Annotated in this window: 8 protein-coding genes and 1 pseudogene; 7 read left to right on the plus strand and 2 right to left on the minus strand. The window is 71.2% G+C overall.

The features are described from left to right. Nucleotides 1-474 precede the first annotated feature (474 nt). A partial coding sequence (locus tag FF86_RS44225; RefSeq protein WP_255355742.1) for an NAD-dependent epimerase/dehydratase family protein occupies nucleotides 475-1,040 on the plus strand: 566 nt, incomplete at its 3' end. A 1-nt stretch (nucleotide 1,041) separates the two neighbouring features. After that, nucleotides 1,042-1,443, plus strand: coding sequence for a hypothetical protein (locus tag FF86_RS65720; protein ID WP_396229820.1), 402 nt, complete (start codon nucleotides 1,042-1,044; stop codon nucleotides 1,441-1,443). Between the two features lie 107 nt (nucleotides 1,444-1,550). Here the strand turns inward: FF86_RS65720 and FF86_RS09060 are convergent, their stop codons facing one another. Continuing rightward, a complete protein-coding gene (locus tag FF86_RS09060; RefSeq protein WP_044883052.1) occupies nucleotides 1,551-2,462 on the minus strand; it encodes a 2-hydroxyacid dehydrogenase in 912 nt (303 codons plus the stop codon). 496 nt (nucleotides 2,463-2,958) lie between these two features. Between FF86_RS09060 and FF86_RS09065 the strand changes: the two genes are divergently transcribed. Together FF86_RS09065 and FF86_RS65725 are read left to right on the plus strand one after the other, a co-directional pair. Beyond that, a complete protein-coding gene (locus FF86_RS09065; protein WP_236706246.1) occupies nucleotides 2,959-4,581 on the plus strand; it encodes an LCP family protein in 1,623 nt (540 codons plus the stop codon). Nucleotides 4,582-4,978: 397 nt separating this feature from the next. Continuing rightward, nucleotides 4,979-5,757: phosphotransferase enzyme family protein (locus FF86_RS65725; RefSeq protein ID WP_396229821.1), on the plus strand; the 779-nt coding region annotated here is incomplete at its 3' end. A gap of 1,842 nt (nucleotides 5,758-7,599) precedes the next feature. Here FF86_RS65725 and FF86_RS65730 read toward each other — a convergent pair. Next, nucleotides 7,600-7,761, minus strand: a pseudogene (locus FF86_RS65730) (helix-turn-helix domain-containing protein); the annotation flags it as partial. A gap of 994 nt (nucleotides 7,762-8,755) precedes the next feature. Here FF86_RS65730 and FF86_RS34175 point away from each other — a divergent pair. The 3 genes from FF86_RS34175 to FF86_RS09110 all read left to right on the plus strand — a co-directional run bounded on the left by FF86_RS34175 (nucleotide 8,756) and on the right by FF86_RS09110 (nucleotide 11,293). Continuing rightward, a complete protein-coding gene (locus FF86_RS34175) occupies nucleotides 8,756-8,953 on the plus strand; it encodes a DUF6284 family protein (protein WP_044882963.1) in 198 nt (65 codons plus the stop codon). Between the two features lie 70 nt (nucleotides 8,954-9,023). After that, entirely contained in the window at nucleotides 9,024-9,362 is a 339-nt protein-coding gene (locus FF86_RS09095; RefSeq protein WP_044882964.1) for a hypothetical protein, read from the plus strand. 827 nt (nucleotides 9,363-10,189) lie between these two features. Beyond that, nucleotides 10,190-11,293 (plus strand): hypothetical protein, encoded by a 1,104-nt coding sequence (locus tag FF86_RS09110; RefSeq protein ID WP_044882967.1) that lies wholly within the window; start codon nucleotides 10,190-10,192, stop codon nucleotides 11,291-11,293. The last annotated feature ends 1,278 nt before the right edge of the window (nucleotides 11,294-12,571 follow it).

The raw sequence follows: 12,571 nt of genomic DNA on the forward strand, positions 1-12,571 counted from the left end.
ATGGCGGCGGTTACAACCCGCACGACCGGGCCGCCGCGGGCGGGACCAGCGTGCTGTACTTCCTGCGCCTCATCCCGGACGGGTCGGGCAAGATCCGCCGGGAACGCCTCGAGGTGAAGTTCTTCGGCGACTATTCGGCGATTACCAGCACCCACACGACCACCCCGCCGGCGGGCGCGGACCTGCTGCTCGGCCTGCCCCGACCGCGCGCCGCACAGGGNCGACCGGGGCCCGACGCCACCGCCGTGGTGCGCACCGGCTGGTCCCCCACCTCCTGGTACCGCGCCGGCTGGTACCGCGCCGGCTGGTACGTGGCACGCGGGATGGTCGAGGCCAGGCGCACCGCCGCCGGCCGCTCCCGGCTGGTCGGCCGGGGCCGGCGGGACCCGGCCGACGGCTCGGGAGGCGGCTGGGGCGGCCGGGGCGGCGGGTCGTGGCCCGGCCCGGGAGACGACCCGACGTAGGCTCGCGCCGGTGAGGGTCCTGGTCACCGGCGCGACCGGCAAGGTCGGCGGGGCGGTCGTGCGGGCCGCACTCGAGGCCGGCCACCAGGTGCGGGCCCTGGTCCGCGACCCGGCCCGGGCGTCCGGCCTGCCCCGGCCGGTCGACGTCGTCGTGGGGGACGTCACCGACCCGGCGACGCTGCCGGCCGCCGTGGCCGGGATCGAGATCGTGTTCAACGCGATGGGCGTTCCCGAGCAGTGGCTACCCGACGCCGACGAGTTCGACCGGGTCAACGTGGCCGGTTCGGACAACGTCGCACGGGCGGCGGCGCAGGCCGGCGTGCGCCGGCTGGTGCACACCAGCACCATCGACGTGTTCGACGCCCCACCGGGCGGCCGCTTCGACGAGACCGCACTCGCCGCCGCCCCGAAGGGAACTCCGTACGAGCGTTCCAAACAGCGCGCGGAACGGGCGGTGCTCGCCGCCGCCGGTGGCATGCAGGTGGTCATCGTCAACCCGGCGACCGTCTACGGCTTCCCGCCCTACGGGCCGACCTCGATGGAAAGCCGGATGTTCCGCCCGGCGCTGCGCGGGCTNCTGCCCGCCGTCCCGCCCGGCGGGTTCGGGCTGGTCTTCACCGAGGGACTGGCTCGCGGTCATCTCGCGGCTGCCCGCGCGGGCCGCCCCGGCGCGCGGTACATCCTCTCCGACATGCACGTCGGCCTGCGGGAGCTGACCGCGGCGGTCGTCGTCGCCGGGGGACGCGGTCGCCCGCCGGCCGTCACCATCCCGGCCGCGGCGGCCTCGGCGCTCGCCGCGGGCGGCGAGGCGGTGGCCCGGCTGACCCGCCGCCCGCCGCCGCTCGCCCGCGGCCAGCTCCACTACCTGCGTTGGAACGCGATCCCGGACGCCACCCGGGCCCAGACCGAGCTCGGCTGGGAACCGACTCCGCTGGCCGAGGGCCTGCGTCGCACCCTCGCGGAGCTCGACCGCGCCTGACCGGATCCCGCGCCCACCCGTGGCCGGTCGACGAGGTCCTCCGGCCGGTCGGCGAGATTCTCCGATCGGTCGGCGAGATTCTCTGGTCAGCCGACGAGGTTCTCTGGTCAGCCGACGAGGTTCTCCGGTCGGCCGTCGCGGACGTACTGGTCGAGCTGACGGGCGATCACGCTCCAGATCCGCTGCGACACGCCGGTGGTCAGTCCGCCCACGTGCGGGGTGAGCAGCAGGCCCGGGGCCCGCCACAGCGGATGGTCGGGCGGCAGCGGCTCCGGATCGGTGACGTCCAGCGCCGCCCGCAGCCGCCCGGACTCCAGCTCCGCCAGCAGCGCCGACGTCACGACATGGGCCCCCCGGGCGGCGTTGACCAGGATCGCGCCGTCGGGCATGCGGGCGAGGAAGGCGGCGTCGACCAGGCCGCGCAGCTCGTCGGCGAGCGGCAGCATCACCACCACGGCGTCGTGGTCGGGCAGCAGGCCGGGCACCTCGTCGAGGGTGTGCACGTCGGGCCGCGGTCGCCGGGCCACCATGGTGACCTCGGTCTCGAACGGTTCGAGCCGCCGGCGCAGCGCGGTGCCGAGATCGCCGGCGCCGAGGACGAGCACCCGCCGGCCGGCGAGGGTCCCGGTCTGGTGTGGCTCCCAGCGGCCGGCTGTGGCGTCGGAGAGGAAGCGCGGGATCTCGCGGTAGAGGGCGAGCAGCGCGCCCACCGCCCATTCAGCGGTGGAACCGCCATGCGCGCCCCGGGCGTTCGACAGGGCCACCCCCGCCGGCAGCCGGCCGTGCCACTGGTCGGTGCCGGCGCTGATGGTCTGCACCAGACGCAGCTTCGGCAGTTCCCGCATCGCGTCGAGCTGGCGCTGCACCGTGCTCGCCGCCACGACCAGCACCTCGGCCTCGCGGGCCGCCGCCGGCAGGGGCGCGTCCGGGTCGTACCGCAGCGGCTCGATCCCGGGGACCGCCGACAGCGCCGTGACACCGCCGTCGGTCGGGACGAGGACGAGGACCGATCTGGACAAGAAGCCTCCCTGNACCGCGCCGCTTTGACCCTTCTGTCGTACCAGAGCCGCGGGCCGGACCCGTGCCCGCGGCCGTGCGTTACGGGCGCGCATGCCCGGCCCCTCCCTTTTCCCTGGAGGAAAGCCGCGCCGCCTGTAGGGACAAAACGGACACAGAGGGAGTGGGAGGACGGAGATGAACGCGGCTGCCCGTACCGGCGGGCCGGGNGGATCCGCCTGGGTGGCCGGCATGATGCGGCCGGTGCTGGATTTGCCCAGGTAAGGGCGGCCGTCGTCACATAGCGCGGTCCAGGTTGCCGATGACCGGGAAATACCGCTTATTGTGGTAGGTCTATCCGGTCATTTCGCCGGCATCATCGCGGGGAGGGGCGGCGACGTGAAGCGACCGGTGCCCGCCTCAGCTTCCCCTGACGTTCCGCCCGCGGAAGGCCGGTCCCATCCGCCCGCTGCTCGCGGGAAGGCCGGGCCCGCCGCAGCGGGGGCGGACGGTCCTCCGGTGGCCGCCGAGCCGAGACCGCCAGCCACCGGTGCGGCGGTCGGCACCGACGACGCCACGGCGCCGATCTACCGCGGACCCTCGGCCGCGTCCACCCGACCCGTCGCGTCGCCGTTGTCCGCGGTTCCGGGCGGGCCGGTCGCCGGCGGACCCGGCGATCCGGTGGGTGGTTCGGGGGATCCGGGCGGCGGGTCCGGGGCCGAGCCGGCCGCGCGGGGTCCTGGCCGCCGCCGCGGCGTGGGCTCCCGGATCACGCTCGTCCTCGCGGCCGTGCTGAGCGTCACCGTCCTCGCCGCGACGGTGTCGGGCTGGGTGGTCCTCACCGTCTACGACCGCAAGATCGCGCGGGCGAGCATCGCCCTGCCGCACGTCGACGTCTCCCGGCCCCCGGCGGTGCCGGCGGGAACGGAGAACTGGCTGCTCGTCGGCTCCGACGTGCGGACCGGCACGGACGCCGCGAAGGTCGGCGGGGCCCGCTCGGACACGATGATGATCGCGCACCTGTCATCGGACGGCACGACCCAGATCGTCTCCATCCCGCGGGACCTCTACCTGCCGATCCCCGCCTACACCGACGGCGACGGCGGCACCCACCGCGCGCGCCGGGACCGTGTGAACAGCGCCTTCAACAGCGGCGGCCCGGCCCTGCTGGTCGCGACCTTGGAGCAGCTCACCGGGGTGCGCATCGACCACTACGCCGAGATCGACTTCGGCGGATTCCAGCAGATGACGACCGCCATCGGCGGGGTCGACGTCTGCCTGACGGCGTCCCCGTACATCGAGACGGTCACCCTCGACAACGGCCGGCGGGTCCACGCGACCAACCTCGACGATCCCAGCTCCGGGTTCGTCGGGCAGCCGGGCAACAACCACCTCGTCGGCGCGCAGGCCCTCGCCTTCGTCCGCCAGCGCCACGGCTTCATCGACGGCGACCTGTCCCGCATCCACCGCCAGCAGGCGTTCCTGGCGGCGGTGTTCCGCAAGGTGTCCTCCGGCGACGTGCTGCTGCGCCCCGCCAAGCTCGCCGCGTTCCTCGGGGCCGTCACCCGGTCCACCGTCCTCGACGACGCCACCGACCCCGCCGACCTGCGCCGGCTCGCCAGCCGGCTGCACGGCATGAACAGCGGCACGGTGACCTTCGCGACGATCCCGGTCACCGGGCAGGTCGCCCACCCGGCGTTCTACTTCCTCTACGATCCCGACGCCGTGCGCGCCTTCTTCGCCCGCACGATGGGCGACGGCGACAGCGCGTCGGCCACCGCGGATCCCGCAGCGTCATCGGGCACCGACCCCGTGGCCTCGCCAGGCGTCACCCCGCAGCCCGGGCCGAGCCCCTCGGTCACCGTCCCGGCCGCCGGCACAGCCGGGACCGCCCCGACCGCGACCGTCTCCCCGGAGGCACCGGCGTCGGCCGGAGCCGCACGCGCCTCCGGCCGGGTCAGCCTGGCGGGCTCCAGCCTCATCGTCGCCGGGCCGTCTCTGCCGGGCGCTGCCATCACCCCCCAGATCACGACGCCGGACTCCGCCCCGACCGCCAAGGCCGCCGAGCTGGGAGGCACGACCGCGACGGCAAGCCCGACGGCCGTGCCGACCACCACGGCCGCAGCTTCCTGCATCCAATGATCGTGCCCGCCAGGGGAGANGGCGGCTGATCTAGCCCTTGAGCAGCGCGCGGGACATGACGACGCGCTGGACCTGGTTGGTGCCCTCGTAGATCTGCGTGATCTTGGTCTATGTCGACCGATCATGCCGTCTACCTGCACTGACGTGCCGTCGCGATCGGATGGCCGNCATAGAATCCACGCCACGGCCATAAGGCTTGATCAAGATGGTTGCCGGCGCAGCGACAGAGCGATCTTCTGGCGTCCGTCGGAGACCTGGTCGCCCCGCCAGGTCAGTCGGTCGTGGTCGGCTGAGGTGGTCGCCGAGCCAGCTCCAGCCGGGCCCCCTCGGGCCTCTGCGCTGTCGCTCCGAGGGTGAAGGCCGGCGGTAGGACCACTGGACGGCGAGGATGGTGGTCATGACGAACGCGACTCCAGGGCCGGCGGCAAACGAGCCGATAGGCATCGAAACCGCTGGATCACGGTCTGACCTTGGTGTGGAATCCAGTCGCCTTACCTTAAGGGCCGTTTGCCGGCGGGTCGGACTGAGCGACGAGGATGCGACCCTCATCCGGTTGGGGGAGAATGCCTTGTACCGCCTCTCCGTCGTCCCCGTGGTCGTACGTATCGCAAGAAAGGGTTATTGGGACGATGCGGTTAAGGAGGTGCGAGTCGCTCAGTGGTTCGCCGAAACGAATTATCCGGCCGTCAGGCTATACGACCTTCCGCAGCCTGTAGAGGTGGCAGGTCACCCCGTGACTTTCTGGTACCTGATCGATGGGCGCGATGGAACGGAATCGGAAGGTGATGTCGCACATCTCGGATTCCTGCTTCGCCGCCTACATCACCTCGATGCGCCGGCTACTTTTCGATTGCCACACGAGAACATTCTTGGACGCGTCGAAGGCAGAATTGCGAACGCGCCGACACTGGCGGCCGATAGAGAATTTCTCCTTGATAGGTGCCGGAGGATTCGAGCAGAGCTTTCGGACCTCGTCTTTCCGCTGCCCCCGGGGCCGACCCACGGCGACGCTCATGTGGGCAACATAATGATAAATGGCCGCGGTCCGATCCTCATCGACCTTGAGAGGGTCGCATGGGGACAGCCCGAATGGGATCTCTCAATGACCGCGACCGAGTACAGGACGGCAGGGTGGTGGAGCGACGCCGAATATGCGAGCTTCGTCGACGCCTACGGNTTCGATGTGACCGAATGGAGCGGGTTCGAGGTGCTTCGCCGCGCACATGAGATCAAGATGACCACATGGCTGATGCAGAATATACGAGAGTCCCGGGACATCGCGGTCGAGTATGAGCGCAGGATGCATACTCTGAGGACTGGGATTGCTGGCGGCTGGAAGGCATTCTAGCCCGATCTCATTCCGGTGGGTTTGAGGTTCGGGTAGTGGTTCTGAACTTTCTCGACAAAGGAGACTGTTAGAGGATCTTGGGGGTAGTCGGCGCGGAGTTGGCGCTGGAAGTCGACCAGGTAACGGAGGTAGCGCTTCGACTGGAGTGAGATGGCGTAGTCGACAGCCTCGGACGCCAGGGCTACGGCTTCGTCTAGACTGCCTCCGCTGAGGGCGCCTGCCGCGTTCACCATGCCAATGAACGCGCGAGTCCGCGGTGGGGTGTTCGCTGGATCAAGTGCCATTGCCCCGAAGATTCGGGTCTCCCGGGCGCGGCCCAGGTCTCTGTAGCAATGTGCCGCCTCGCCGGCAAGCTCTTCGGAATTGAAGAACGCGATCCAGGGCGGATCGTCGTTCGGAGTTTGACGCTCAAAAAGCTGTTCTGCCTTGTGAATGGCTCGAGTGCATCCTTGAGCTTCGCCTAGGCTTGCGAGTGCGCGTGCTTCCATAGCCAGCGAAAGGCATCCGGCCGTGACGTTGGACTTGCCCACGGTCGAGTATGAGGCGCGGGCGAGCTGAACAGCGTCATTGTATCGACCAAGATAGTTCGCCTGGTGGCTCAGGCTGGCGANCATCCAGCCGCCTAGAAGGTCGTCCGCAGCCTCTCGTGCGAGTCGGAGCGCTTGGGCGTAATAGCGTTGAGCGGCTCCAAATCGACCGGCGTCGTAGGCGCTCCACCCTAATAGTTCTATAACTTCGGCGGCAGCTCGAAAGAGCTCACGCCTCGTCGGTTCAGAGTGATGTTTGCGGAGTAGAGGTAGTACTTCTGAACGGAAGTAGAAGAGTAGGAGGCGTCTGACGTGACCGCCGCCAAATCGAAAATCCAGATCCATCAAACTTGCCGCCGTCGCCCGAATTGCGTCGGCGGGACCGCCGGATGTTGTTGATGGCATCCCACCATCATCCGATATCGGTTCGGTCGGAATTTCGCCGAACAGAAATCCGGTAATCAAACCCGGAGTCGCATCGGTCCGCCAGGGCGCCTGAATGGCGGCAGGGTCATCATTGAGATCGGCCCCTGAAAGTTTCGTCAACAGGTCGACCGATGTTGCCCACTCAGTCGGATACCGAGCACCGTCTCGAGGCAGGTCGTCTAGCTTTGCAGAATCACCTCGATCAAGCCCAATGTCGCTAACGGTGATCGGGTACCCCAACTTGTCGCTCAGGGCCAGCGCAATGTAGTGGGGTGTCCTGCCCTGCGGAACCACGCCGTCCAGCCATCGCCGAACCGAGACGTGATCAGGAGAGATCGCCTGGCCGTCGCGGCGAGCGAGGGCCGCTACGCGTGCGNCAAGGCTCTTGTTGCTCACTCCGGCCGAAGCCATCACCGCAGCTAGACGGTGGTTCGGCTGCTTGATCGACCCCATCGACTATCACCTCGGCACTCAGTAAAGCACCCGGGGTGNACCCCCATGCACCCCCAGTTGCACACATGCACCCCACCGTGCACACTTCTCGGCCACGGTCACTGCGGGTTTGCTGATGACATGCACCAGCAGATGAGCTCACTTACTAAGGCGCGTCTCGATGCGCTCGAGGACGTCGCGGATCGCCCGCAGCTCCGTGAGCAATGCGTTCTCTTCGGCGTTCGCCGGCTCGACCTCGGTCGACGCAGTGTGCCGAGCGATCCNGAGCAGGTACCCGGTTGGCCAACCGAGAGCATCCGAGACCTTGGCCAGGGTTGCGCTGCTGCGCTTCCTGTCGCTGTCCAGCTTGGTCAGCTCCCTGAGGGTGGCGGTCGACAGCCCCGTCCGGTCGGAGAGCTCCTTCTGTGAGATCCCGGTCGAGTCCATCCGCTCTTTGACTGCCTTCGCGACCGCTGACCAGTCTTCCACGTCGCCGCCCTTCGGGATCACCAGAGATCTACAAGCCTACGACCACGCTCCACCAGCAGAACGCTCATCTCTGTCACCGCGATCCCAAGATTGGCGATCGTTAGCGCTTGACTAGCGCTCGTTGGCGCTGTTGCATGGGTCTCGCACCAGCAAGCAGACCCCCGGGGCTCGCCGGCAAGCCCGCCCCAGGGGTCCTAGATCCGCCCCCCACTGGAGGTAGACCTTGTTCAAGCATGCCTTCTCCCGCCCGCTGGCGGGTTCGGATGGCGACTGGCCGTGGCCGGTGTTGCCGAACGACCCGGAGCCGAAGCGGTGGACTGTGATCCTCGACGGCCGGCGTACGTCGGGCGGTGGCCGCTGATGTCGCGCTTCGCTCGGGTTCGCTGGCAGACGTGCAACCGGTGCCACGGCTCCTACACCTCCGAGCAGGGCCACCGCTGCCCGCAGGGCCGCCGGCCCGCGCCGATCGTCCGCGCAACGCCCGAGCCGAAGCCGTCCGCGGGTTCCGCGGACGAGTCGGGTCGGTGAGCGCCATGACCGCCCCCACCGCCGAGATGGTCAGCGAACGGCACGCCGCCGCGTTGCGCGCGGCCCTGGTCCTGCTCGACCGGGTCGGTGACGCCGCCGTCTTCTACCTCACCTTCCANGCGCCCTATCCCGACCAGCCGCCGGCCGCGAANGCGATGGTGTGCGCCCGCGGCGGTCGGGGCGAGACCACCGGGCCGGACACGGATGCCGTCCGCCTGGCGGACCTGCGCGCCGCCGTGGCCGCGGCGAACGCGACCTTCACCGAGTTCCACGAGTACGACGACCGCGCGAGCATCACCGCCCGTGTCGTGATCGACGGGGTCGAGATCGACCTGTGGGCCCCGCTGGAAGACCTGGAAGACCGGGAAACGATCGCCGCGGCCCGCGTCCTGGTCCCGGCCGCCGAGCCGACGGGAGCGGCGGCATGACCGCCGACTACCTCGCCGGGCTACGCGGGCCGACCGCCCGGGAGTTGCGCGCGATCGACGCCGAATGGCCGGTGATCGCCGCCGGCCTCGCCGACCTGGACCGGCTCATCGGTCATCTCCTCGACGCCCCCGCCGTCCCGGCCGCCCGCCGGCCCGCGGCGCAGAACCCCGCCGGCTTCCCGGCCGCCGCCTGATCTTCCCGTTCCAGGGATCCGGGCGGTCGTTCCCGCCCCGGGTCCCGTGTTTCACGCGGAGGAACCCGCCATGAGCAAGCCGAAGATCTGCCCCCGGTGCAAGGGCACCGGGAGGAAAGGCAAGAACCTGTGCCAGGCCTGCAACCCGTCCGGTGCGATCGGCGATCGGGTCGTCGGGGCCGGGCAACGCCTGGCCGACCGGCTCACCGGCACCTCGACCCGGCTGACCCCGATCGGGGTGGTGCAGACCCGCCGCGGCCGGCAGACCGTTTCCGCCCTGCCCGACGGCCTCGCCCCACCCGACACCACCGGCATCAACCCGCAGGCCTGCGACCGGTGCGAGAGCACCGCCGGGCCGTTGCGGCTGACCCGCAAGGGCGCGTTCTGCGCCGACGGCTGCCCGTCCTGACCCTGCCCGGGGTGCGGCAACACCCACCAAGACGGCGCCGCACCCCGGCTTCCTCCACAGAGGAGACACCATCATGACCGACCCTGCCGACTTCCGTACCGAAGCCACCCACCTGGCCAACCAGGCCCGCGCCTGGGTCGACTGGCTGGGCGAGCCGAAGCTCACCGAGCAGTTCGCCGAGCGGGCCCAAATCGCCGCGTTGACGTCGATCGCCCTGTCCCTGGNCGCCTTGGCCGCCACGACCCTCTCGCCGACGGGACCGACTCCCTACGCCACCCCGGTCCACCTGTCCTGGGAGTCCCGGTGAGCGCCCCCCGGTCCGGGTGGGTGACCGCGGCCGGTGTCGGGACCCGGATGCGCACCCGCATCGACCTGGTCGCCTCCATGCGCGCCGAAGCGGCCCGCAGCGACAGCCAGATCGGGATCACCCTCGCCGGTGCTGTCGCGGCCGTCGGGTTCCTCGCGACGACCTGGCCCCCCGACCGGCTGCCCACCGCGGCCGCGGTGCTGTGGTGGCTGGGCATGGCCGCGGCCGCCACCGGCATCGCCGCCCTGGGCAGGAGCCTGCGCCCCTCGATCCCCCGCGGCAGTGGGGTGCCGGTGGCAGCGTGGCACTGCTGGGACGTCACCCGCGCCGCCCGCGCCGGTGAGCTGACCGCGGTCCTGGACCGCACCGACAGCGACATCGACGCCGCCGACCGGCAGACCGAGCACCTGGCCACCGCTGTGGAAGCGAAATGGGCCTGGAACAGCCGCGGCCTGCACGCCCTGGGCGTGGCCCTGGCCGTGTTCGCGCTCACCGGGATCGTCGGTCAGGCGGTCGGAGCATGAGCACCTGGGCGGAGCAGCGCCGCGCCGAGCGGGCCGATGCCCGGGCGCAGGCCCGCCTCGACGACGACGCCGCGGCCGCCCGGGCCCGCCAGGACCGGGCCGCCGCCGCCGACCTGGCCGACCGGGCCCGCCAGCAGCGCCGCGCCGACCGGGACCGGCGCCGCGCCGCCGGGCGGGCGTGGCGGGCGGCGCACGCGGTCGACCTGTTCATCTACCCGCTGGCCGTCGTAGCGGCCGCGATGGCGATCCCGGCCATGGCCGCGTTCGGCCTGCACATCTTCGGGGCCACCGGCCTTCTCCTGCCCGTCCTGAGCGAACTGGGCATGTGGGCGTTCGCCGGGGCCGTCACCACCTCCCGCCGGCAGACCCCTGACCGGCCGACCGGCTGGCTGACCGCTGGCATCGGCGTGTTCGCTGCGGTCGGCTTCGGGTTGAACTTCGCCCACGGCCTCAGCAAGAGCGGAATCGTCACCGGCCTGGTCATGGCCGTCGTGTCCGTCGCCGGGGTCGCCGCCCACCAGCTCGTCACCGCTACCGCCCGCCTCACCCGCGCCGAACGGGCCGCGGCCCGGCTGGCACGGGCCGCGGCCCGCCGGGAACACACCGCCCGGCGGATCGCGACCCGCCGCGCCGTCGTCGCCCTGGCCGCGGACGGCACCGCGACCCTGCTCTACACCCCCGGCACCTACCAGCCCCGCCGCCGCCGCCTGGTCCCGACTGTCGTGCCCGGCCTTCCCGTCACCGACGGCTGGGACGCCGCCCTGGTCGACCTCGACCCCACCGGCGGACCGGCCGAACCCGACCTGTGGGCCGACCCGATTACCGAGCCCGACCAGCACGAATCCGCATCCGAATCGGGTGGGATCGCTGTCGCCGACCCGCCCGCACCCCCGCCGGCCGGCTGGGCACCGCGGCGGCCGATCGACCCGAAGGCCCGACAGAAGACCAGCCCGACCGACGCCGCGAAGGCCGCCCGGCGCATCGCGAAGCGGCAGGGCCGGCCCCTGACCGCCGACCAGCTCCGCACCGCCCTGCAGATCGCCCCGAAGCTCGCCCGCGAACTACGCGACCAGATCAACAGCGAACTGTTCGGTTCCTGAACCACCCGACCACACCCGACAACAGGAAGAAGACCGCCATGGCCATCGGGATCTGCGACCAGATCGACTGCACCGAAACAGGCCCGACCNTCGTCGAGGCAGGCAACCAGTTCACCCGCGTCTGCCACTCGCACACCAAGACCGCGATCAAGCTCCTGAAAGGCATGCACCCCGGCAAGCGGGTCACCCTTCACGAGAGGGACTACGACGGCCTTATCGAGGAGTGGCTGATCGCCCGCGGCGCGCAGTCCCTCACCGACCCGCGGCCCGCCCCGACGCGCGCCACCCCGTCCGGCCGGCGCCGCCTCGGACNCCACTGATGGCCACCGGCGTCCGTGCCGACCTACGCCGCCTGCCCTGGTGGGCTCTCGGCCCCGTCATCGCCCTCGCTCTGATCGTCCTGGCATTGCGCGCGGTGGGCCTGGCCGTCGCGCTGGTCGTGGACATCGCCGAACGGATCGATGTCGCGGTCGGCACGGCCGCCGGGATCAGCCCCCTCGGCGCCTCCACCGTCCTGCTGCCCGCCGACGTTCCCGCCCCGGCCTGGCAAGGAGACCTCCGATGAGCGAACAGCCCACGTTTGACCAGGCCGACCCTGACGGCACGGTGCTGGCCGGCCCCTGGGTGCCTCTCCGCGACCTGGACGACTTCGACGAGACCCGCGTGGTCGAAGGCGAGACCGTCGACGCCGCCGCACCGGTCGACGCCGGTGTGGTGGGCCGGGCGTTGGAGCCGCGCCGGCCGGGTCCGCTGGTCCGCGCTGACCGGGTGCGGGCCGTGGCCCGGCCCGTGGGCCGGGTGGTGGTGCAGGTCGGCTATGGGCATGCGGTGTGGGCGCGCCGGGCCACCGACGCGGCGACGCATGCGGCGATCCGGGAGCAGATTCGCGCGGCACGCGCCCGGGGCGACGCGGTGGAGCTGGCGGAGTGGTTGGACCGGTTGCAGGCGGCGAAGAACGCCCGCCGGGCCCGGCTCGCGAGCCTGCCTGAGGTACTGAAGGCCACCGCGATCACCGCCGCCGCCGGGGTGCTGGTCGTGGCCACCGGCCTGGTCGCCGTCGGCATCATCGTGGGGGTCGTGACCCCGCTGGGGATCGGCTGGGATGCCTACTGGACGTTCCTCGGCTGGCTGCTGGGCACCCTGGTTGCCTGGGCCACCGTCCTGATCCCCTTGGCCGCTGCCGGTCTGGTGCCCGCGTGGTTGCTGGCGGCCTGGCGGGCCGGCCGGGACGACGCCCCGGGATGGGTCGCGACGTCCGGGGAGACCGACGTCGACATC

Source organism: Frankia sp. CpI1-P, from assembly GCF_001421075.1.
In the GTDB taxonomy this organism is placed as follows: domain Bacteria; phylum Actinomycetota; class Actinomycetes; order Frankiales; family Frankiaceae; genus Frankia; species Frankia torreyi.